Here is a 22,470-nt window from a genome sequence, read left to right as displayed (position 1 = left end):
CCCCTTTACCTTCGCACGATGCCATGAGGATCACGGATCTCGCATCGGTGAGTGGCTATGTCCATGCTCATCAGACGCCGGAAGACCAGGGAAAGTCTTGCTGGAGACCTCCATTCCATTGAGCGTAAGGGAACTCCAAATCACGTCATTTCCAGGAGGTAGTCTTTCCTTCCTCTCATGACCGCCTCCCTTCTTTGGTTTTGAATCACCTATTCTACTCATCTCCGGCCTCGAACATGTTGAGGTCCTACACTTCCTGCCCGTAAGGCACTGACACTTCTTCAGCCTTCCCTCTCCGTTGGGCCCACGCTTCTCGCAGCCGCTCTTCCCAAACATACAGGGTTGGCAGCACCAGGAGGGTCAAGGCGGTGGAGGTCACGAGTCCACCGATGACCACGGTGGCTAACGGCTGCTGCACTTCCGCCCCCGCGGAGGTCGAGAGGGCCATCGGCACAAAACCGAGGCTGGCCACCAATGCCGTCATCAGCACCGGACGCAGACGAATCATGGCTCCTTGAGAAGCGGCTTCCGCACGAGACAGGCCCTGTTTCTGCAAATCAAGGATGTAGGCCATCAGTACGACGCCGTTGAGGACCGCGACTCCGAACAGCGCAATAAACCCGACCGCGGCCGAAATCGAAAAGGGCATGCCGCGGAGCGCCAGGGCGATGATGCCGCCGGTGGCCGCCAGTGGCACATTCAGAAAAATCAGCATCGCCGGCCCAACCGCGTTGAAGGTCGAATAGAGCAGCACGAAGATGAGAAACAATGCGATCGGGACGACGATCGCCAGCCGCGTGGATGCCTCCTGCAATTGTTGGAACTGTCCTCCCCACTCGATCCAATACCCTTTTGGTAAGGGGATCTGAGCTTCCACGGCTCGCTGCGCCTCGGCCACGAAACTCGCTAAATCCCGGCTTCGGACATTGGTTTCCACCGCCAGGCGCCGGTGAATATTTTCCCGGCTGATCTGCGCCAAACCGGTCTCCGTCCGAATGTCCGTGAGCTGACTGAGTGGTATCTGCCGACCTGAAGGATCGGCGACTCGGATGTCCTTGATCCGATCGAAATTGCTCCGATCTTCTGGCCGAAAGCGGACCTGAATGAAGAAGCGTTGATTGCCTTTGACGACCTGCCCCGCAACACGTCCACCGATGGCTTCGACGGTCCCGAGAATCTCCGAGGCATTGATGCCATATCGAGCGATCGCCTCGCGGTTGATGATGACTCGCAGGTACGGCATGCCCGCAACTTGTTCGGCCTTGGTGTCGGCGGCCCCCTGAACCCCAGAGACCACTTGCACCACTTGATCGCCCAGGCGTTTAAGCGTGTCCATATCTTCGCCGAAAATCGTGATGGCAATATCGGAACGCACCCCGGCAATCAGCTCCTGCACCCGCAACTCAATGGGCTGAGAGTAACTGAAGATGGTGCCGGGCACCGCCGCCTTGAGCGCCCGATCGAAGGCCTCAATCAGCTCCGCTTTCGTCTGAGCCGTCTTCCACTCCGACTTGGGCTTCAAGATTATGTAGACGTCACTGACCTCGACCCCCATTGGATCGGTGGCAATCTCTGGACGACCGGTTCGTGGGACAACGGTGGCGACCTCCGGAAACTGCCCCAAAATTTGCCCAATCCGGTTCGTACTCTTGACTGATTCCTCTAAGGCAACACTCGGAAACCGCCAGGCTTGCAGCGCGATCGCTCCTTCATCCAACTTGGGAATAAATTCCGCTCCCAGCAACGACGCGAGCGCCAGGCTGCCGGCAAAGATGACGGCGGCAGCGGCAGCGGTGATCGCCGGATGCCGGAGGGTCTGTGATAGGAGCGGCTGGTACATTCGTTTGGTCCAGCGCACCACCCACGTTTCTTGGTCACTGACTTCTCTGCGGAGGAAGAGGCTCACGAAGACCGGGGCCACCGTGAACGCGAGGACGAGCGCAGCCACGAGCGCAAAGATGACCGTCAGCGCCATCGGTCGAAACATCTTTCCTTCGACGCCTTGCAGCGTCAAAATCGGCAGGTAAACGATGATGATGATGCCGACGGCAAAGAAGATCGGGCGGAGCACTTCCCGCCCGGATTGTAAAATCACTTGCCGGATCTCGTCGGGGCTCGGCCGGCGTCGCAGTTCTTTCTGCCGCGCAGCCAAATGCCGCATGATGTTTTCAATCATCACGACCGACCCATCCACAATAAGGCCGAAATCGATCGCCCCAAGGCTCATGAGGTTACCCGAAATGCCGGCGGCCAGCATGCCGGTGAGCGCGACCAACATCGAGAGCGGGATCACCGAGGCCACGATGAGGCCGGCCCGAAGGTTGCCCAGTAGGAGAAACAGGACGGCGATCACGAGGAGGGCGCCTTCGGTGAGATTTGTAGCGACCGTTTGAATGGTATTGCGCACCAGGTCGGTTCGGTCATAGAAGGGGTCGACCGTCACGCCGGGCGGGAGCGACTTCTGGATTTCCGTGAGTTTCGCTTTGATACGGTTGACGACGACCCGCGAATTTTCTCCGATGAGCATGAGGGCCACGCCCGTCACGACTTCACCGCCCTCGTCCCGGGTGACCGCTCCCTGCCGTATCAGTGGTTCAAAGCGTGTCTGCGCGATGTTGCGAATCGTGATCGGTGTCCCATCGTGTCCCGTCGCCACGACGATATTGTTAAGGTCCTCTAACGTTTGCACCAACCCCTCGCCGCGGATCAGATATTGCTCTTGCGCGTGCACGATGTATCCGCCGCCGGCGTTGGCGTTATTGCGTTCGATTGCCTCGAAGACTCGGCCCATCGGAATCTTGTACGCCACCAATTTGCTCGCATCGAGCACCACTTCGTACGTTTGGAGCTCCCCTCCGTAGCTGTTCACCTCGACGACACCCGGAACGGACCGCAACTTCAAGGCGATGTCCCAATCAAGAATCGTGCGTAGCTGCATGAGGGAAAAGCCTTGGCCCTTGACCTCGAACTGGAAGACCTCCCCCAATCCCGTCGAAATCGGGCCCATCTCGGGATTGCCGAATCCCGGTGGAATTGCCTGCCGCGCCCGCGGTAGCCGTTCCATGACAAGTCGCCGGCAGAAATAAATGTCCATCCTTTCCTCGAAGTACACGGTGACGGCGGACAGCCCAAAACGGGACACCGAGCGGATCAGGGTGATGCCTGGCAGCCCTGACAGCGCCGTTTCAACTGGAAAGGTAATGAACTTCTCGACCTCAACGGGACCCAAGCCGGGCGAGTCGGTGAGGATTTGCACCTGATTCGGCGTCACGTCGGGCACGGCATCGATCGGCAACTTCCGCATAGCATAGACGCCGGCAGCAATAATGAGGCCCACAAACACCAGCACGAGAAATCGGTTGCGCAACGAAAATTCAAAGAGTGAGTTCAACATGAGTGGCTCCTCTGACGATTCTCTGGCTAGTCTCCCGCGATCCGTTCCTTCAACAGAATGGACTTGAGATCGAAGGATCCTTGAGTGACAACCCGCTCGCCTTCAGCTACGCCGGAATGCACCTCCGCGTCGTTTCCTGACTTACGGCCGACAAGAACCGGCCGGACCGTATAGGCGCCCGGGCGCTCCTCCACAAATGCCACCGACTTCTCATCGACCTGTTGAATGGCGTCCTGGGGGATGACCAAGACCTTTTGGTCTTCTTGCGTGCTGGGAAGAATGAGGGCCGCTCGGGCAAACATGCCGGGTCGCAGACGGCGGTCGTGGTTTGCAATCTCGACCCGTGCGTCGACGGTTCGTGTATCCGAATTCAGCACGTAACCGAGATAGGCGATCTTCCCGCGAAATCGCTCCTTCGGATATGCGTCCACGGTGATCTCCACCTCGCTCCCGACTTGGACAGTCGCCAGATGCTGTTCATAGATATCGAGGAGGATCCAGACGGTGGAAAGATCCGCGATGGTGAAGGCATTGTCCTTCGGTGTAAGCAGTTCACCACGAGTGATGTTCCGCTCGATCACCGTCCCTGCTTGTGGAGCCACCAACGCGAAGGAGGAGAGAGCCTTCCCCTTCTCACTCCAGCCGATCTTCTTGATTTCATCGTCCGAAAGGCCCACGAGCCGCAGGGCTTCGTAGGCGGCCCGATAGGACGCCATGCTTTTCTCGTAGGTACCCTTGGCTTCCAGATATTCCTTCTCCGAGGAAATGCGTTGCTCGAACAAGCCTTTTTCTCGGATATAGTTGCGATAGTCCACATCGCGATTGGTCACACCTTGGAGAAATGTTGCTTTTTTCTGTCCTAGCTCAATGCTGTCGAACAACGCCAACGGCTGCCCCTCTTTAACTTGATCACCGAGCTCTGCCATGACATCAAGCACTCGGCCTTCGATTCGGGGACTGAGATGGAACAGCCGATATTCGTTCGGCTTGATGCTCGCAGTGGCTTGAATTTCATCCCGGAAGACTCGACGTTCAACGACGGCGGTCTGGAACGTTTGTCCTTCGAGTGCCTGAGGTGGGACTGTCAGTTGGTGTGGCGCACTGGTCTCAGTTTGTGGAGTATTGCCCTTCTGATGAGCAGCCTTGCCTGGCTCCTGCTCGGCCGTTGCCTTCGGCGGCGGTGGCTCGATCTTGCGCTCGCTACAACCTACGACAACAGAGATAAGGGAAGACACCACTAGAACGAACATATTCTGGCTCATGGGAGACTTCCTGGTTGAAAGACCACCGGCGTGGCGTGAGGGGTCTGCCAGGGTGAGCCTGGTTTCCGCGCCTGCGCTTAAGAAATCACTCAACCCGCTCATCGAAGCTCTCCCGTCCAGCGTTCTAGCCTCGCCAGAGCGACAGACAGATCGGCCCGCGCCTGGGCATACTCCAGCAGCATTTGGCGGGAGACGCGTTGTGCGTCAATCACATCTAACAAGCTGGTCGCGCCCTGCTTGAAACTGATCCTGGCGATCCTGAGCGCCTCCTCCGCTTGCTTCAACAATCCCTTTTCAAACACGTCGAGCTGCTGCCGCGCCGTTTGCGCTCCCTGGACCTGCTCAGTCACGTTCCTCACCAGCTCATTCTGCGCCGACATTCGCTCCGCTTCGGTACGCTCCCTTGCCCCCAAGGCGGCTTCGATTTCCCCCTGCCGCCGGTACCAAAGTGGAAGAGGAATCCTCAACCCCATGAGGAAATCTTGATTGCCAGCTTCCCGGATGTACGTACCCGAGAGCGCGATGTAGGGAAGGCGAGACTCCCGTTCCTGCACAATGCTGTGCTCAGCTTGTTCGATCCGCTTGGAGAGTCTCCGGAGCATCGGATGCGATTCCAGCGAACGCGCCGTCAGTTCATCTAACGCGAGTTCCTGGGGGAACGACAAGAAGTCCCCGCCCACCACAAAGTTTTTCCCCAGCGCCCCGGCTGTCAACACGTCGACTCGGACCCGTGCGACGATCAACCCATTTTGGCTCCGGCTCAGATCTTTTTCGGCTTTCTGCAATTCGACGCTCGCTTTCACGGCTTCAAACGGCCTCGCTTGGCCCGCATCGACCCGAGCTTTGATCATTTGAAAGATCTCTTGCATCGTCGCCAGGTTTTGGATCGTCAGTTCGACGTCTCGTTGCGCCAGCAACAGCTGATAGAAGGCCACTTTGACATCGGACAGCACCGTCAGTCGTGTATGCTCGACTCCCGCCTGGGCCGCCGCCAGACCCGCGTCAGCGGCCCCTTGGCGGGCCCGACGCTTCCCCGGCAACTCCACGGGTTGTTCAATGGTCACTTGATGCTCAAGAATGACGACGCCCGTTCTTGGATCCGTGATCGCCCCACGTCCCGCTGTCCCACTAATCGACGGGTTCATATATGCACCAGCCGCGGTTCGCTCTCCCCGACTCTGCTTGACAGCGGCTGCCGCGCCGGCCATTGCCGGGTTCCGATTCAACGCAAGCTCAATGACTTCCTCGAGCTTGAATACACCTGTATTAGCGCTGGCGGGCGATGACTCCCCGCACCAGATGCTGCCTAGTAGCGAGATAATGCCAATAAGACACACGGTTTTGTATTGCACAAGAGTCCTCCCCATTGCCCGCATGACAGGGCAACGCTTCGCCTGCTGATCAATTGTGAGAACGGCTAGTTGCGAAGAGTCAGAGGCTCAGGGGAGGATGGAAGAGGACCACGACAAAGGTCGGCGCAAACAATGTAGAAGTCAAGACGACATCATCTGCGAATGGAGAGATAATTTCAGGAGCAGGAAGGGACACGGACTGGAACACAAAATGGCAGGGGCACCCGTCATCTGTCACGGCCCCATCGGGAGATGGGGAAATATCCACGGCTTCGACGAGACCCACGGCTGACCCGACTTGCCACTCACCAAGACAGGTAAAACCAGTCAATTGGACTCCGAGGAGGAGAACCAGTACGACCAGGAGCACATTTTCTGTTCGCCCTTTCAACACCAGCTATGCCTCTGAGTGTAACCCATATATAACATAGCCCCTCCCCAAAGCTACACATTCTTCGCCCCTCTCACTATCGTCAGGAACCTCCGACTCTGCCAGGCTCAGTTCGAAAGGCCAGTGCTTGTCAATGCTGTCCGGATGAGGTACCAGGTGCAGTCGTTTCCAGCCTTCCATGGCCAGCAGGGTTGGATGCCGATCCCAAACACCTGCAGCCAGCGTTCTGGATCAAATGAAGCGACCCTGAAAGATCGGCTGTAGCAGCAGGGTCGGCACTATGGCAGCCTGAAGACGTGCCAATCCTTCCTCACCCATAACAACGGCTTGTTGGTCCACACCCCGATGGTGAACACCGAGCGCCGCTCATGTCGACAGGTGAGCGTATGGCCATGCTGAACTATGGCCATAATGGTAAAAGCCAACGTGCGCGCCCGTGAGTGCCTGACTTTCGTAGTGTCATCGCAACATCCATTCTTTCCATTGTGAAGCAAGAGGCTCAGACTCAGTCTCACGCGAGAACATCTGCCTCTACACCGTGACACGTGCACACCCTTCCGCGTCTTCCTTCAGTGCGTGCTGGTGATCCGCATATGCTTCGGATAATTGTCCATACCCATCTGACTGAAGGGATGCTCCCCAACGTGTCTCTCGTGACGCGGACGCTCGTGAAACTCGATAGACTTCTGCCCTTCTCGCCAAAACCTCGTCAGTGACTATGCCCGCCTCCTCCGTGACCTGGCATTTTGCTCTCTTTTTCCGGAACTGATACGCCAGCGAGAGGGGGTGAATTCCAGATGATTTTGTCCCCCGGCGCCAAGTTCGCCGCCTTGATGAAATGCGCAGCCCCCTCACTCAATGCACCAAGCCGATACAGCACCATCCCGAGGTTGTAGTGGGCTTCGGCCAATTCCGGGGATGCCGTGATTGCCGCTTCGAAATGTTGCCTCGCGCTCTCCCACTGTCCCTGCTGATAGGCGAGAAGGCCTTCGTCATTGTGGTGGACCGCAGCAACATTCGTCCCGACTGGTGCAGGTAACACGGTCTGCTGTATTTTTGGCGAGGACTGGCAGCCCGCGCTTCCCAACAGGGCCACCGCGACCAGGGCGATTCGGAGCCTGAACATGTTGAATGCCATAGACTTCTCCTTTTTCAGAATCCAACCGACAGGCCAATGGTGCTGAAAAACACCGATCGATCCGCCGGTCCGAATAACTCACTCCCGATGCCTATATCGGCGACGATTCGCGAACTGACTTGATGCCGAAGACCGATCCCGATCCCTGTCGGATTCCGTTGGCCCATCAGATCAGATTGACGGGTAAAGACGTTGGCAATGATGGTATCGCGAAAACTGGTCGGATACCCAAGGGGATAACTCACCGCCGCCACAACCCGGTACGTTCCAGTCCGTTCCTGGCCCTGCGGTGATCCTAGAAACGTATATCCCACATTGAGATGGGTTCGCCATTGCCCGAACGAGCGCGTCATGACCCCGGTCACCGCGGTATCCACGCCCTTCGCATTCACACCGGTGGGAAACCCTAGTTGCACGCGGGCTGCAAAGGCCGGCAGGCTCAGGGTCTCGGTATTGAAGTTATACAGCGCGCCGACCGTGAGATTGCCGGATTTATCATCCCCCACGACCGACCTCGGGTCCGTCGACACATCGCTACTCAACTCCAATTGGGTATTGTTAAATGCCCCGATGATCAACTGTGGCTGGAACACAAGCCGGCTGTCCCCTCGCTTACGGTCACTAAACAGGATGCCTCCCTCGACCCCGATCTCGCCTTTCGGCACCACATAGGCATCTTCAATGGCAATGGGACGGTTGGGGTCCAGATTGTCGTGGTCCAACGCCCAGACGACGGTCGGCACTATCAGCAGGAACAGTACGACAACCCTGGAAGTCTTCCTTGTCACTGGTGACCTCCTGAGTGCCCGGACTGTTCGCCTGGCGCTCCAGGTTCTACAGTTGGCCCCGAGTCCGAGTGGTGGAGTTGTCCGTCACGCACAATGAAAGGATTCGTGGGATCCGCACTGGCCCAGTAGTACGCCTGGGTCACGCGATAGATTTCCTGACGCTTTTCCTCCCAGGTCGGGAGGAGATCGGTGGTCAGGATGTCACTGATGTTGTCATGCATCATGTGGAGGTTATCGAAGATGTTCGCAATCTCGGGATACTCCGCGGCGAACTTCGGGCTCAATTCCTCCGTCATGGGCATGAAGGTCCATTCCACCGGTGGCTTGTCGAGGTAGCCGTGATAGGTGCGCAGGATCGGTTCCACGACCTTCTGTTTGGCATCCAAACTCGGCGCTGCGTCCAGCGGGTCATACACCGCCACTTGCAGGTAGTGATAGGCCCAGATCGTCGCATTGAAGAGCGGGAACGTTCGGCGAAACGATTTTGAATAGGGAAAGGTATCCAGACGCTGATGATCCAGCCGCTTGGCCGTAATCGCATACGTGCTGTCTCGATAAAACGCCAGCACTTTACGGATAGCGGTCTCTTTGTCCACCAGGTCAGAGCTGTAGATGTCGTAGGTGGCCCGATGCAAGGCATGCGCTTCATCAAAGGTGTTCTGTGCCTTCCAGGCCAATTTCATATAGGTCGGCGCGATCGCTTCCTCGTTCGGATTGAGAACTGGTCGAGAGTCAATAAACCGGAGCGTCTCCTTTCGAGCCCGGTCCTCGATCGCAGGGACATCCTTGGCGCCGGTAAGCAGCAGGTTTTCATAGAGATTGGAATGTCCAAAGTCGACCCCGTTGAATTCGATGTCGAGCGCTTGTAAATTTTCCCGTAGCGCAAAGTTCCAGAGCGCTCGGTAATAGAACCGCTTATCCCGTTGCTCGATCTGGGCACAGGCCTCCGTGAAGCCGACGATGAGAATCGTGGCGCCAAACAAAGCAACTAGCTGTTGCATACGCATGGGTGTGCTCCTCTGAACGCCTGTATAGATCCGCTGTTCACACACAACGGAGCAGACAAGCGAACCTGTCAGGTGGTGCTCTGATCACACTGTCTGGAAAAGGAAACGGCGCGTCAGCGCGTTCGAGGAGGATGGAACTGATCCGCAACCAGTGTGAGAGGAGGTGCAGCGGAAACGATGAGACTCAAAAGGCCCAGTACGATGAAGAGCATCCCGCCCGTACTCATGGCTGCCGAGCCCATGCAGGTCGAGCAGGAGGTGGACGCATCATGGTGCAGATGGTCTGAGGCCAGGTGATGGCTCTCCATGAGCGGGGTCATGCACAACACGGACAGGCACAGCAGAAGGAGAAGGAAGAGTTTAGTCATAACGTTTCTGATAGTACATCAGCCCGCGTGCTTGGTCAAATGAACGGCGCCCGCCTCAGAGCGTGAGCCTTCCCAGATCTGAAATCATCATTGCAGCACGACGATCCGCTGGGTTTCACCTGCACACAAGAGCACGCCGTTTTGGCCTATTGTGTGGACAAATGTCACCACCTAACCGATTCCATGGTTACGGAACCACTTGCGATCTGAATATTGCGTTCGACAAGACCTGATGCCCTCAATGACGGCCGATGAGCCCCCGTTTCAACATGGTTAGCCGATATCCGAGTCGTTCAAGCTGACAATTCGATTCGACTTGTCGGCTGCTTGAATGTGCTTCTGCGCTGACCTGCATTCCCACACCGCCTTGGTGCCGGATCAGATCATTGATCAAAGTCCGTTGGCGCCCCTCGACGTGCCAAACGGAAGATTGACCTGCTGCCCTGCACTCACGAAGCACGGAAAACGCAGGGCGTCAGGCGTAAGATGCCAGATGATCATGGTCTTCCACGCTCTCAATCCGAACGGAATGACCTCGATGTCTGTCCGGCTCTATCTGTCAGCGTTCTTTTTTGCTCGCTTCCAGATTTCCATGGCGACGAGCGGCAGTGTCCCTATGCCAATTGCCAGAACCCAATGTTCGGGATCGAAGGGGACGACTTTAAAGATACCTTGAATTGGAGGCCACGACACAATGCCGACCTGCAACAGCGCGGACAGCCCCACTGTGGCCAGCAATGGCTTGTTCGTCCAGAGGCCGAGAGCAAAGATCGATCGGTCCTCGCTCCGGTTATTCAGGGCATGGAAGAGCTGCGCCGTAACCATTACCGTAAACGTGAGGGTGCGGGCTCGGTCCAGACTGAGGTCCATGCCGTAAAGGCAATACAAGAAAGCCAGGAGCGTGATCATAGCGATGAATGTTCCCTGAACAAACAGTCTCAGCAGGCGTGCCCGTGTGAGGAACGGCTCCTGCGGCGGGCGAGGGGGCCGTCTCATGAGACCCTCGTCCGCCGGGTCAACCGCTAAGGCCAAGGCAGGCAGACCATCCGTAACCAGGTTGATCCAAAGGATTTGCACCGGAAGCAGTGGGAGTGGGAGACCAAACAGCGTCGCCAGCAACATCAATAGGATTTCGCTGATGTTGCAGGAGAGCAGATAGTAAACACTTTTACGAATGTTGTCATAAATTGCCCGGCCTTCCTCGACGGCCGCCGCAATGGAGGCGAAGTTATCATCGGTCACCACCATGTCGGCGGCTTCTTTCGTCACGTCCGTGCCGCTAATGCCCATCGCCACCCCGATGTCCGCCGCCTTCAGAGCCGGCGCGTCGTTCACGCCATCGCCCGTCATCGCCACGACGGCCCCCTGTTGCTTCCACGCGTGGACGACTCGTAGTTTGTGTTCTGCTGTTACCCGCGCATAGACCGCCGCTGCCTTCACTCGATCACGCAACTCCTCATCCGAGAGTTGGTTCAGCTCCGCCCCTGAGATGGCTTGCTTGCCCGGCTCCATGATCCCTAGCTCTTTCGCAATGGCGACCGCCGTGTCCTTATGATCTCCGGTGATCATGACGGTCCGGATTCCGGCCGTCTGGCAGGCCTGAACCGCCGCCTTCGCTTCCGGCCTGATCGGATCTTTCATGCCGACCAATCCTAAGAAGACAAGATCGCACTCCAGATTCTTAGCGTCATAGACGTCCGAGATCTGGTCCAGCGGACGCATGGCCACCCCGAGGACCCTGAGCGCGTGTGACGCAAGGCGTTGGTTGGTAGCCGTGATCTCCTGGCGGAGCGCATCCGTGAGCGGCTGGATGTCGCCGCCTCGCGTGAGCCAGGCGTGGCAGTCGCGCAGCAAGACATCCGGGGCGCCTTTAACAAAGGCCGCAGGCCCGGATGCCGTGCGGCGCACCACGGTCATCTTCTTTCGCTCTGAGTCAAACGGCACTTCGCCCAGCCAGGGGTTTTCCTGTTCCAGGTCATTCTTTGTCAGTCCGCCCTTGGCCGCCGCGACCAGCAAGGCGCCCTCCGTCGGATCACCCACGATTTGCCAGAGAAAGTTCTCCAGCCGCAGCTCAGCTCCATTACATAAGACCGAGGCGCGCAAAAGCGTCATGAGTCCTGGTTTCAGAGCCGGTGTCGTGGGCTCACTGTCCGACCGGATTTCCCCGTCTGGCGCATACCCTTCACCGGTCACGGTGAAGATCTCTCCACCTTGGTACAGGATCGTCACTGTCATCTCGTTCTTCGTGAGCGTCCCCGTCTTGTCGGAGCAAATCACGGTTGTCGAGCCCAAGGTTTCGACGGCGGGAAGGCGGCGGATTAACGCATGCCGTCTCACCATCCTTGTGACGCCAAGAGCGAGCGTGATGGTGACCACGGCGGGCAGCCCCTCAGGGATCGCCGCCACGGCCAGGCTCACGGCCGTGAGAAACATCGTCACCAGCGGAATGCCGCGCAAGGCCCCGAGCAGAAACACCACCACCACGATGCCCAGCGAGAGCCAGAGTAATGTGTGGCCGAGGTGCTCCAGACGACGCTGAAGCGGCGTTTCCTCTTGCTCGGCCTGGGTTTCTCGGTGAATCAGCGCGGCAATCTTTCCGAGTTCCGTCTGGGCTCCGGTGGCCGTCACCAGCGCGCGCCCTTTGCCGGAGACGACAATGGTCCCCATGAAGAACATGTTATGGCGGTCACCCAAGGGCACCTCTGTGTGGAGAATCGGCTCGGCTGATTTGGCGACTGGGGTCGATTCGCCAGTCAGCGAGGCTTCCTGGGTCTGGAGCCCCGTGGCATAGACCAAGCGGCTGTCCGCCGGAACACGATCGCCCGCTTCGACCTGAATGAGATCGCCTGGCACGAGCTCACGCGCGGGAATTGACCGGATCACCCCATCTCGGATCACGCGCGCCATGGTGATCGAGAGCTTTTTCAACGCCGCGATCGACCGCTCGGCCCGATACTCCTGCACAAAGCCCAGGAACGCGTTGAGCAGCACGATGGCGAGGATCGCGGCTGCATCCACCCACTCCTGCAGGAGGCCGGATACGACGGCGGCACCGATCAGCACCCAGATGATGACGCTTGTGAACTGTCCGATGAGGAGAGTCAGGGCCGAGACTGGAGGGGCCGCAGGCAGTTCATTCGGGCCGTGCTCAGCCAGACGCTGCTGGGCCTCCCGCTCAGACAATCCTCCGTCCAGATTGGACTGTAAGGTCGTCTCAAGTTCATCCGGCGTGTGGGTATGCCAATCACGCGAGTTCATGTCGCCTCCGGTATGAAGAGCGTCACCAGTCAGCCTCTCCACTGGCAAGCCGTTCTGAGCCGTTCTGAGCCGTTCGCCCCGATTATCCCCGTGCAGTTCATCAAAGGACATCGCGCCGCAGTTTCAGGTGACGCAGCAACTGCGCATTGACTGCCACAATGATCGTGGACGCGCTCATCGCGACGGCCCCCACACTCATCGGGAGATCGAAGCCCCAGCGGACGAACAGTCCCCCGGCGACGGGGATCGCAACAAGGTTGTAGGCGGTCGCCCACACAAGGTTTTGAATCATCTTCCGATAGGTTGCATGAGAGAGCTCAATGGCTCCGACCACGTCACGCGGATCACTATGCACAAGCACGATGCCCGCGGATTCGATGGCCACATCAGTGCCCGCGCCAATCGCAATGCCGACATCGGCCGTGGCCAATGCCGGCGCATCGTTCACTCCGTCTCCCACCATGGCAACTCGCTTGCCACCCGCTTGAAACCGCTTGACGGCTGCAGCCTTGTCGCCTGGGAGCACCTCCGCGGCGACCTCATCGATCCCGAGGCGCCGCGCGACGGAGTCCGCCACGGTTTTCGAATCTCCCGTGATCATCGCGACTCGGATACCCAACCGATGCAGGTCGGTGACGGCTTCACGGGATTCGGGGCGGATCTCGTCTTCTACAGCAAGCGCTCCAAGCAATCGTCCTTCGGTCACGACAGACAGCACGGTCCGTCCTTCCGACGCCCAGCTGCTCATTACTTTTTCAAGCTCCGGAGGCACCGCCGTCTTGCTCTCGGCCAATAAACGCGGTCCGCCGACGGCAATGTTCTTGCCCTCCACGAGGGCGCGCGCCCCTCGTCCTGCGAGGGCCTCAAAATTGGCCGCGTGCACTTGGCGCACGCCTTGGCGTGTGGCCTCTCCGACGATGGCCCTTGCCAGCGGATGTTCGGAGTTGGCTTCAACTGCAGCGGCAAGCGCAAGCAATTCTGATTCCGACGTGCCAGGCACAGCCGCAATTCCAGATACTGCGGGCGCACCGCGAGTCAGCGTGCCTGGCTTACGGTCGGCAAGCTCACTCTGCGCCCCCCGCAGGAACACGAGGCCGCCGTATAGGAAGACGGCGGTTCCGAGAATGGCCGGAATCAATGTGGAGCCAGGGAAGGAGGGCGCCGTGTAACCAAGCCAGTGTTGGACTTCGGGCGACAAGAAGACCGTGGGAAGTGTGAGGGCAAAACTCAACCAGAATCTGTCGCGAAACATCGCCACGGAATGGCCCGCGTGGCGATCGTGGCTCCGATGGTCGTGCGACATCTTGTGACCAGCATGTGGGTGAGACATCTGTCCGTGATCTTTATGTGTCATAGGGTCCATGTTGAAATCCGATCGTTCCGAACGGCAGTTCCCTTTACCACGCGCCCAGTTACTGGCCCACGGTAAGACGGAGCGGGAGTTTCACTAAACCTTGAGCAATCATCCAGATGCTACTCTCCCTTGAGGACAGCATGCTTACATTCGCTCCGCAAACGGCGATGGATTGCAGTGTCGTAGTTTCTCCCGATCTGTAGTGCCCGGCCGTTGGCTCGTTAACAAGAAGTCAGCCGGCATCCCTCACAAGAGACAAGGCGCTCCTAAGGCGCCTCCCTCAGGGTTTGCGACCTTCAAATCCCTTCATGTACCGCTCGGGATTCTGGTCGAATTGCTCTTTGCAGGGCTTCGAGCAGAAATAATACGTCTGCCCTTGCCAGGTGCTGCGGAAGGGAGCCGTTTCCTTCTCGATCCACATCCCGCACGCGCGATCCATTTCTTTTTGGTGTGTCATGGCCCTCCTGATCTTCGGTTATTGACGGCGCGCCGCGGACCGGCACAGGGTCGAGCTCTGAAGAACCACTCTACTTTCTCTAGGTCTCTTCCCAGTTCCGATATCGAGCGCCGATCTCTTTGAGCTTGCCTTCCATCTCATGGAGGCAGAAGACTTCGCAGGCATCCACTGGGGCATCCAGTTGGGCTCGATGGAGAATCTTGATCGTGACCGTCCTCCGACCGATTGCGTCGGACGGGGTCATAGAGAATGACATTGTCCGAGACGGACAGGTCGTACCGCGAGGGCCGTCCCGCCTTCGGCAGGATCCACTCTGCGATCTCGCGCAGATGACCCAGAATGGTTCGGCATTGTCCGCAGCCGGGTCGCGGCGGTTCGGTTCCGTGCGCATGGGCGCCGTAGAGCTCCAGATTGAAGCCGATCTGCAGCGGCTGTGTCTCCGAAACCGGAAGTAGTTCCGGTAACACCTCCCAGCACACACGGTGTTCACGCACGAACGCGTTAAGCCCCGCCATGGCGGCCGTCCCGGTTGCCTGCTCTCTTTGCTGCTCATCTTGCGGCACAGGTTGCCTCTCGCTGTTTTTCTCCAAGACCTTACTTACAGGCCATTCCGCAGTCGAGGCAGACTGACGCGCGCGTCCGCCAGATCTTCCCGAGCGCCCTCTCGGCGCCTGCGCCCCGGTGACCTCGATCCGCCGAAGTTCGAATCGGCAGCACGGATCGGTCCCGCAGCAGGCCGGATGTGCGCATTGGAATCGGAACTCGATCTGGCGCGTCGCCGGAGCAAACGGCCCCAGCGTCACCCCGTAGCGATGGATCGCGGCCATTACCCCGCCAGCCGGAATCATCTCGAGCGTTCGCCATTGGTCATCGGGCTCGGTTCTCCAGCTCACCCGGCCCGGACAATTGGTCCGGATGGTCAGCCGGTCCTCGGGCCGGATCGAGGTGAGCGGTCGCACGAAGGTCCAGATCAGCGTATGGGGCACGATTGATTGATCGAGTGTCACCGGTGGATTCCGGCCAATGGCACGGTAGACCGTCTTCAGATGATCGCGAAACAGGTCATCGAACTCCGCATCGGAGTCGGAAGCCTGGTCCTCGCCAAACCACCAGAACCAGTCGCTGCCCTCGGCTGCGTAGAGTGCGTCAAAGGCCTTGCGATGACGCTCGGGGTTGGCCTTCACGCGGTCCACGAGATCACGGGTCTCCCGCAACAAGTCCCAGGCCTGATTTTCCTCGGCCTCACCGATCCAGGTGCCAAGATCATTGCCGGGCTTCGAGCCGCTCTCGTCGATCCAGCTCGCGCGAAACAACTCATGGACTTTGGTCAGCTCTGGGAGCGGATGCGGCGGCACTCGCCGAGCAGCACGGCCTTCCAAGTACTCGCGAAACGTGACCGTGCGAATCTCCGGATCAGCGGCAAGCGCCGTATACAAGGCATGCAGGAACGGGCGGGCCTGGTGCGGATAGGCGCCCCAGGCGTTTTCGCCATCCAGAATCACCGAGACGATGCGATTCGGCGGATCCTTGACCTGCCAGGCAAAGCGCACTTTGACTTCCCGCACAAACTCTTCCGCGACCTGGCGAGGGTCCGAATTGTACTGGTAGTGAAACCCGATCTTGTCCGACAGGACGGTGTCCCGGAAGAAGATCGCCACCGCACGGCCGGCTTCATCTTCCGCCCGGTAGGCCCGACAGAGCACGTTCGGGTCCTGGATGTTGTACCCGTACCGCCCTGACCGCTCCAGCACGCCCCGATCCGTGGCGATCCAGTGAAGGCCGGCCTCGGCAAACAGCGAGACCACCGACTGACCGACCGCGCCCTCGGCGGGCCACATCCCCGCTGGCGGATGGCCGAACCGTTCCTCGTAGAAGGTGACGGCCTGCTGCACCTGAGCCTTCGCATCCTCCGGGCGGTGGAAGCGCCTGGGATGCGTGGCGCCTTCTCGGTCGATCGTGGCCTGATCGGTGTCCACGAGCAGGGGCAGGATTGGATGGTAAAAGGGTGTGGTGGAGATCTCGATTTGGCCGCGATCCTGAAGCCGGCGATGAATCGCGACCACGTTGCGCATGATCTTGAGTTGTTCGCCGACCATCTGGGCGATTTGGTCCGAGCTGTATTCGCTGCCTTGCGTCACGAAGCTCGCCACGGAGGCCACCTCCCCGTCCGGGAGTGCCACGGGCCCCTCCTGGAACTCCGGGCCGAACCAGGACAGGTTGAACCACATCTGGAGATCCGCGAGATCCTGGACCGTGAACGAGCGACTGTTCTGGCGCTGCTCGAACAAGGCGCGATACCGGGGCCAGGGGAAGATCTGCGTGTGCCATTCGGCTTCGTAGAACGTGGCGAGGAGTTCCTCTCGTTGGGCGGCGGAGAGACGGGCCGCCGGGGTCAGGGTTAATTCCAGGGCGCGGTCTGTGGCGCCGCGCTCGGCATAGTCCTCGAGCTGTTGGAGAAGGACGGGCGTGAGATTGATCGTAAGATGCACCTCGGGATGCTGCTCCAGGAGCGCAGCCATGGCGTAGTAATCGCGAATAGCGTGCAGTCGCACCCAGGGGAACCGATACGACCCCTGTGGCCGCTTGGCCTGCAGATCTTTGTAGACCGGCTGGTGCTGGTGCCAGAGGATCGCGAGGTGAATCTTCGGGGCTACGAGAAATGAGAAAGTCCCCCCGTCGCTGGCCCCAGCCGGAGAGCTTCCCCGCAGCCGGTACTCCACGCGATCCCCGTCGGCAAACGTGCCGAAGTTCAGAAACCAGTAGCTGTTGGCCTTCCGATTGACATTCCAGGTTCCTTCGACGTGCCCCGCATCTTCGGTCCTGTCCGGGTGCTCGACTCGATAGTCGATCCAGATCCGCTGACCAGCCTCAATCGGCCAAGTGCCGACCTGGAGATTGACGTTCTGCCCCGCACTCACGAAGAATGGGAAGCGCGGGGTGTCAGGTGTGAGATGCCAGATAACCATCGTCATCCTGTTGGCCTCTTACCGAGGCGCCTCGGTCAAGGCGCGACCGGTTTTTCTCCTTCCTCAGGCGCATGCGGCTGGCGGCGGCGGGCAGACAGGAAGCCGGGAGTCACCGCCGCATAGCGGCCGTACGCCTCCCCGAACTCTTGCCGCATTGTCCGCTCCTCGGTCTGGGCCAACCGGACATACATCCTCACGAGCACGGGAAACATCAGCAGCGTCGGGAGTGTGGGCCACTGGACCAAGAAGCCGAGCATGATCAGGATAAACCCCGCATACTGCGGGTGACGGATGCGCGCGTATGGGCCTGTCATAGCGAGCGCGTGAGTGCGCTGGGCTTCATGTAGCACTCTCCAGGCCGAAGCCAGGAGCGCAAAGCCGCCGACAATGAGGGCGCTGCTCAGGAGATGGAACAGATCAAAATGGGAGTGGGCCTTGATGCCGAGCAGCGTCGGCCACAGATGGCCGGCTTCGTGAGAAAAGACATCAAGCCCCGGATGCCGGCTGAGCAGCCAACCGGACAGCAAATACACCGTCAATGGGAACCCGTACATCTCGGTGAACAGCGCCACGATAAAGGCGGCGAAGGCGCCCAGCGACCGCCAATCACGCGCCGTACGCGGCCTGGTGAAACTGAACGCGAAGATGATGAAGACCAAGGAATTGATGAGGACCAACGACCACAGGCCGTAGGCGGATTCGCTAGTCATCTCTGTGTCCTCCCGCATGGTCAGCGTGATGGACCGGCTCTGAGCCCGGTCGGCTCGGTGCTTCATGGGGACGATGCCTGCCATGTAAGAAGAGATGGAGCAGCGGGCATGCGAGCAGCAACAGATACGGCAGCAGGCCAAAGAGATGGGCCCGATGTTCGGTCAGCAGGAAAAACCCAGCAATCGCCAGAAAGGCGCAGAGCGCGATCCAGGAACGAGTTAGCAGGCTCGATCGACGATCAGACATAGGCATTCGCCGTATACTGTTGCACCATGCGGTGCGTGTTGAAGAACGAGGCATTGAAGGCAATGGTCGACCGCATGATCCCGCTCCATCGCTCTCGGTCCTGATAGAACAAGGGCGCAATCACCCCGCGCAGCTTGTCGTACAACTCGCGGGCATCCCGGGCTCCGCTCCCTTCCTGTGAGGCGGCATCAGAGGACCCGCGCCCAATAGCCCACCCCGTCACGCCCTCGATACAGCCTTCCACCCACCAGCCGTCGAGGACGCTCAAGCTGGGCACGCCGTTGTGCGCGGCCTTCATCCCGGATGTCCCAGAGGCCTCCAGCGGGCGCAGGGGTGTGTTCAACCAGAGATCGACGCCGGAGGTGAGGAGCTTGGCCAAGAGGAGGTCGTAGTTCTCCAGGTACGCGATCGGGATCTCCGGGTTGAGCTGCCCGGCGATGTGGATGATGCGCCGAATGATCTCCTTCCCAGGCTCGTCCTTGGGATGGGCCTTCCCCGCAAAAATGAATTGGATCGGGCCCACCGTGCGGGCCATGTCGAGCAACTGGCTCGGCTCCGAAAAGACCAGCTCCGCCCGCTTATACTGGGTGGCCCGGCGTGCGAATCCAATGGTCAGCGCGTCATCGCGAAAGGACAACGACGTTCGTTTCCGGACCTCCTCAAACAATCGTGCCTTCGCCTGGGCATGCGCCGCCCAGATGTCCTGAACGGGGATGCTGATGGCATGGCGTAGGGCAAAGGAATCAGCCCGCCAGCCAGGAATATGCCGGTCAAAGAGCTGCTGGAAGCTTGGCGAGGTCCAGGTGGCCGAATGAATCCCGTTTGTAATGGAGTCGATGGCATACCCCGGGAACATTTCCTGCGAGACCTCCCCGTGGCGCTTGGCGACACCGTTGACATAGGTGCTCATATTCAAGGCCAGGAGTGTCATGTTCAGTCGGTCTCTGCCCCCCAGCATCTGCAGAACTTCTAGCGGCGCGGCATCGCCGAGCATCTGCTTCACCAGCTCATATGAAAACTGATCATGGCCGGCCGGCACAGGGGTGTGGGTGGTGAAGATGCAAGCCCGCCTCACTTCATCAAAATCCCACGCCGGCGACTCTCGCTCTTTGCGCTCGCGCAGGAGCTCAATGGCGAGTAAGGCTGCATGGCCTTCATTCATGTGGAGCCGTTCAACCTGGGTGTAGCCCAGAGCTCGGAGCATTCTGACACCGCCGATGCCCAGCACGATTTCCTGAGCCAGACGGTACCGTTCATCGCCACCGTAGAGGTCACTGGTCAGCTCCCGATCGACGGCTGCGTTCTCCTCGACATTGGTATCTAAGAGCAGCAAGGGCACCACATAGCCCGTGAGGCCGGTGATGTCGTGCTGCCAGGCCCGGACAACGACGGGGCGGCCTTCAATGGACATGCGGACTGTCGTTGGGAGCAGCCGGGCGAGCCTCGAGGGATCCCACTGCACGGGTCGTTCATGCTGATTGCCCCATTCATCCAGGTGTTGCTCGAAATAGCCGCGCCTATAGAGAAGACTGACGCCCACAATGGGGATCTTGAGATCGGCGCAGGATCGCAACGTATCACCGGCCAGGACGCCCAGACCGCCGCTGTAGGTCGGCATGCCCGGGTCTGCCGCGACTTCCATTGAAAAATAGGCGATGCGCCTGGTCACGCCTAGAGTGCCGGGGGCCAACCCTGTCGATCCAGTCGCGTAGCGTTCCGGGGTAGCCAGGAAGGTTCGTTTGCAGAGATCAGAGCAGAACCGGAACTCTTGTCCCTGATAGACGACAGAGAGTCCTTCCCCGACTGGAACCATCATTCCGCAGACTGGATCTTTTATGGTGCTCATCGCTGACCCACCCAGGACACTCCCCGCTGTTCTCGATTAGTCACGACATTGAACATCACGCTACCTCGACTTAGTGCTTCTCCACAGTAGTTTTCCCGTCCTCTTCCTGGTGCGCACTGTGCATCCCCATCATCATCAGCAGCATGCAGCCAAATGAGAAGCCCAGCGCAGATAGCAAGACAACGATTATTACTCGACTATGCCTCTCTCATACCTTCACGAGCCTCTGACGGGGTTTGGTACTTCACCGCCTCGATTATTTTCACAATATCCAGATAGACATTCTCCTCGCGCTCCAACCGAAACCCAGCTTGGAGGACGTTGCCGACCGTGTCACGATTCAAGTCTGGACCAAACTTGCGTGTGAGGAACGTCATGACATCCAGGATGAGCGCGAACGGGCTGATCTTGCTGCGGACATGCTCGAACATGAGCAACTGTCCAGCAGGCTTCAGGACGCGATACACTTCCTGAAGGCCTTGTACCGGATCAGGGATCGAACAGAAGGTGCAGACCGTGAGGACCGTATCAAACGTCTGATCTCCAAACGCCAATCGCTGGGCATCGGTGAGCACCATCCTGATATTGCCACCCTCACGACGAGCTTTCGTGCGCCCCCTCTGGATCATCCGCGGGCTGATGTCGATCGCGATCAGGTTGCAGTCCGAGGGCAGGTACTTGAGATCGTTACCCGTACCGATGGCCACTAGGAGTGTTCTGCCTTGGATCTTCGCAAACAGTCGCCGCTTCTCCGCGCCCTGCCGCCGGTCCTCCCCGAACGTCATCCAGTCATACGTCAGGCTGAGCCAATCCCATTTTTCTCTGGCCGTCAAAGGCATCGGCGTTCCTCAGGAGGAAGTACGCTCTCAGGCTTCGCAAACACCACTCCTTTGAGCTGTCGATCCCACCAACGAATCCCAAACACGACCACCAACCCAAAGAGCGCCCCTACCGCCAGTGCCATATCACGGGAGACATATGCCTGTTGCATCGAATCTCGCATGCCGAACAGCATGCCCCCGTACATCCCGATGACTGCGCTGGGCATCATCGCCTCAAAGGTGCCAAGGAACGGAATGACCAGAAGCAGCAGCGTCAGGTGAAGGAGCATGCCTACCGCCATACCGACGAGCATGGCCAGCACCATATCCCACTGAGGGCCAACGATCGCACGCACCGCGAAGGCCGTGAGAAGACCGGTGAAGAGACCGGCGAGATAATCGCCGATGCAAAAATACAGCGGTTCTGGTGTCCTCGCCGATCGTGTCACGCTCGGGCTACGCGATGTCACGTTTCTTTTCCTCAAACTCTTCCTTGCTGAGTTCGCCCCTGGCGTACCGCTTCTTAAGAATTTCAAGGGCCGCGTCCTCCGTTCTGCCAAGCCCACCCCTCACCGCCCACTGGACCCCCCAAGCGATGACCAGCACCAGCGCCAGGATGAAAAGAAACGAGGCGACCATCTTCAACAGAAGCCACGTCTCCATGTTGCCACCCATCATGCCATTCATGTCACCCCTTGTCGCCTGCGAGGCCTTTCTCCACGCGCAGCACGTTACCTGAGCACTGCACCGCTATGGCTCCTGCGTCTGCGTCCGCAGTCGCTCGATGAGCCACTCCTGAAACTCGCGGTGCGTCGCCAGTTCCTGGAACATGGCTCGCTCGAGCGTCGGGTGGTGGCGGAGATGTTCGGCCAGGAGCCGAGCGAGCTTCCGATCCCCGTCAGGTCCTTGTCCGAGTTGATGGAGCACCTCGTGCACAAAGTGCTCGTCCTGCGTGCCTCGTGCCACCAGTTGCTCTCGCAAGGCTTGATCCACCAGGACCCGATCCACCACCGGCGCATCCACCGGTATCGTATGCGCACAGGCCGAGAGTCCGAGCGCTACACCAATCCCTAGCCATCTCGTCAGGCACCGCATGCTGTCCTCCTTGGGC

General features: G+C 59.1%; 18 protein-coding genes. All 18 read right to left on the bottom strand.

From position 1 onward, the window contains the following. Window positions 1-247 precede the first annotated feature (247 nt). Window positions 248-3,394, bottom strand: a complete 3,147-nt coding sequence (locus NSND_RS03080; protein WP_080877561.1) for an efflux RND transporter permease subunit — start codon at window positions 3,392-3,394, stop codon at window positions 248-250. A gap of 26 nt (window positions 3,395-3,420) precedes the next feature. Further along, window positions 3,421-4,758 (bottom strand): efflux RND transporter periplasmic adaptor subunit, encoded by a 1,338-nt coding sequence (locus NSND_RS03075; protein WP_080877560.1) that lies wholly within the window; start codon window positions 4,756-4,758, stop codon window positions 3,421-3,423. Next, the gene (locus NSND_RS03070; protein ID WP_255373834.1) at window positions 4,755-6,023 is read right to left on the bottom strand and encodes a TolC family protein; all 1,269 of its coding nucleotides are present in this window, start codon (window positions 6,021-6,023) and stop codon (window positions 4,755-4,757) included. The genes NSND_RS03075 and NSND_RS03070 overlap by 4 nt, the downstream gene beginning before the upstream one ends. A 654-nt stretch (window positions 6,024-6,677) precedes the next feature. After that, the gene (locus NSND_RS22010) at window positions 6,678-6,914 is read right to left on the bottom strand and encodes a cation transporting ATPase C-terminal domain-containing protein (protein WP_369974227.1); all 237 of its coding nucleotides are present in this window, start codon (window positions 6,912-6,914) and stop codon (window positions 6,678-6,680) included. A 194-nt stretch (window positions 6,915-7,108) separates the two neighbouring features. Beyond that, window positions 7,109-7,537, bottom strand: coding sequence for a tetratricopeptide repeat protein (locus tag NSND_RS03065; RefSeq protein ID WP_080877558.1), 429 nt, complete (start codon window positions 7,535-7,537; stop codon window positions 7,109-7,111). 14 nt (window positions 7,538-7,551) lie between these two features. Continuing rightward, window positions 7,552-8,325: a transporter gene (locus NSND_RS03060; protein WP_080877557.1), complete on the bottom strand. Its 774-nt coding sequence runs from the start codon at window positions 8,323-8,325 to the stop codon at window positions 7,552-7,554. Continuing rightward, window positions 8,322-9,332: a hypothetical protein gene (locus NSND_RS03055; RefSeq protein ID WP_080877556.1), complete on the bottom strand. Its 1,011-nt coding sequence runs from the start codon at window positions 9,330-9,332 to the stop codon at window positions 8,322-8,324. The genes NSND_RS03060 and NSND_RS03055 overlap by 4 nt, the downstream gene beginning before the upstream one ends. Window positions 9,333-10,252: 920 nt before the next feature. After that, window positions 10,253-12,958 (bottom strand): calcium-translocating P-type ATPase, SERCA-type, encoded by a 2,706-nt coding sequence (locus tag NSND_RS03050; RefSeq protein ID WP_080877555.1) that lies wholly within the window; start codon window positions 12,956-12,958, stop codon window positions 10,253-10,255. A gap of 100 nt (window positions 12,959-13,058) precedes the next feature. After that, complete coding sequence (locus NSND_RS03045; RefSeq protein ID WP_200810471.1) at window positions 13,059-14,288, bottom strand: heavy metal translocating P-type ATPase; 1,230 nt, start codon at window positions 14,286-14,288, stop codon at window positions 13,059-13,061. A 304-nt stretch (window positions 14,289-14,592) separates the two neighbouring features. Then, complete coding sequence (locus NSND_RS03040; protein ID WP_080877553.1) at window positions 14,593-14,769, bottom strand: YHS domain-containing protein; 177 nt, start codon at window positions 14,767-14,769, stop codon at window positions 14,593-14,595. Between the two features lie 137 nt (window positions 14,770-14,906). Further along, the gene (locus NSND_RS03035) at window positions 14,907-17,741 is read right to left on the bottom strand and encodes a glycoside hydrolase family 57 protein (protein WP_080877552.1); all 2,835 of its coding nucleotides are present in this window, start codon (window positions 17,739-17,741) and stop codon (window positions 14,907-14,909) included. Between the two features lie 29 nt (window positions 17,742-17,770). Further along, window positions 17,771-18,445, bottom strand: a complete 675-nt coding sequence (locus NSND_RS03030) for a methyltransferase family protein (RefSeq protein WP_080877551.1) — start codon at window positions 18,443-18,445, stop codon at window positions 17,771-17,773. Next, window positions 18,438-18,692 (bottom strand): DUF2933 domain-containing protein, encoded by a 255-nt coding sequence (locus NSND_RS22005; protein WP_143833368.1) that lies wholly within the window; start codon window positions 18,690-18,692, stop codon window positions 18,438-18,440. The genes NSND_RS03030 and NSND_RS22005 overlap by 8 nt, the downstream gene beginning before the upstream one ends. Beyond that, entirely contained in the window at window positions 18,685-20,538 is a 1,854-nt protein-coding gene (glgP, locus tag NSND_RS03020; RefSeq protein WP_080877549.1) for an alpha-glucan family phosphorylase, read from the bottom strand. The genes NSND_RS22005 and glgP overlap by 8 nt, the downstream gene beginning before the upstream one ends. Before the next feature lie 197 nt (window positions 20,539-20,735). After that, window positions 20,736-21,377: a class I SAM-dependent methyltransferase gene (locus NSND_RS03015; protein WP_080877548.1), complete on the bottom strand. Its 642-nt coding sequence runs from the start codon at window positions 21,375-21,377 to the stop codon at window positions 20,736-20,738. Then, window positions 21,368-21,829, bottom strand: a complete 462-nt coding sequence (locus tag NSND_RS03010; RefSeq protein WP_200810470.1) for a hypothetical protein — start codon at window positions 21,827-21,829, stop codon at window positions 21,368-21,370. The genes NSND_RS03015 and NSND_RS03010 overlap by 10 nt, the downstream gene beginning before the upstream one ends. Continuing rightward, window positions 21,816-22,046 (bottom strand): SHOCT domain-containing protein, encoded by a 231-nt coding sequence (locus tag NSND_RS21885; RefSeq protein WP_143833367.1) that lies wholly within the window; start codon window positions 22,044-22,046, stop codon window positions 21,816-21,818. The genes NSND_RS03010 and NSND_RS21885 overlap by 14 nt, the downstream gene beginning before the upstream one ends. 63 nt (window positions 22,047-22,109) lie before the next feature. Next, on the bottom strand, window positions 22,110-22,454 hold the full coding sequence (locus NSND_RS03000) for a hypothetical protein (RefSeq protein WP_080877546.1): 345 nt from the start codon (window positions 22,452-22,454) through the stop codon (window positions 22,110-22,112). Between the last annotated feature and the right edge of the window lie 16 nt (window positions 22,455-22,470).

The sequence above is a fragment of the Nitrospira sp. ND1 genome (genome assembly GCF_900170025.1).
In the GTDB taxonomy this organism is placed as follows: Bacteria; Nitrospirota; Nitrospiria; order Nitrospirales; family Nitrospiraceae; genus Nitrospira_A.
This window is presented reverse-complemented; position numbering and strand designations above follow the sequence as displayed.

Bases quoted from the DNA above. Each gene is read 5' to 3' on its own strand.
- NSND_RS03080 (WP_080877561.1), bottom strand. From the start codon at position 3,394: ATGTTGAACTCACTCTTTGAATTTTCGTTGCGCAACCGATTTCTCGTG.
- NSND_RS03075 (WP_080877560.1), bottom strand. From the start codon at position 4,758: ATGAGCGGGTTGAGTGATTTCTTAAGCGCAGGCGCGGAAACCAGGCTC.
- NSND_RS03070 (WP_255373834.1), bottom strand. From the start codon at position 6,023: ATGGGGAGGACTCTTGTGCAATACAAAACCGTGTGTCTTATTGGCATT.
- NSND_RS03065 (WP_080877558.1), bottom strand. From the start codon at position 7,537: ATGGCATTCAACATGTTCAGGCTCCGAATCGCCCTGGTCGCGGTGGCC.
- NSND_RS03055 (WP_080877556.1), bottom strand. From the start codon at position 9,332: ATGCGTATGCAACAGCTAGTTGCTTTGTTTGGCGCCACGATTCTCATC.
- NSND_RS03050 (WP_080877555.1), bottom strand. From the start codon at position 12,958: ATGAACTCGCGTGATTGGCATACCCACACGCCGGATGAACTTGAGACG.
- NSND_RS03045 (WP_200810471.1), bottom strand. From the start codon at position 14,288: ATGTCTCACCCACATGCTGGTCACAAGATGTCGCACGACCATCGGAGC.
- NSND_RS03040 (WP_080877553.1), bottom strand. From the start codon at position 14,769: ATGACACACCAAAAAGAAATGGATCGCGCGTGCGGGATGTGGATCGAG.
- NSND_RS03035 (WP_080877552.1), bottom strand. From the start codon at position 17,741: ATGACGATGGTTATCTGGCATCTCACACCTGACACCCCGCGCTTCCCA.
- NSND_RS03030 (WP_080877551.1), bottom strand. From the start codon at position 18,445: ATGACTAGCGAATCCGCCTACGGCCTGTGGTCGTTGGTCCTCATCAAT.
- NSND_RS22005 (WP_143833368.1), bottom strand. From the start codon at position 18,692: ATGTCTGATCGTCGATCGAGCCTGCTAACTCGTTCCTGGATCGCGCTC.
- glgP (WP_080877549.1), bottom strand. From the start codon at position 20,538: ATGAGCACCATAAAAGATCCAGTCTGCGGAATGATGGTTCCAGTCGGG.
- NSND_RS03015 (WP_080877548.1), bottom strand. From the start codon at position 21,377: ATGCCTTTGACGGCCAGAGAAAAATGGGATTGGCTCAGCCTGACGTAT.
- NSND_RS21885 (WP_143833367.1), bottom strand. From the start codon at position 22,046: ATGAATGGCATGATGGGTGGCAACATGGAGACGTGGCTTCTGTTGAAG.
- NSND_RS03000 (WP_080877546.1), bottom strand. From the start codon at position 22,454: ATGCGGTGCCTGACGAGATGGCTAGGGATTGGTGTAGCGCTCGGACTC.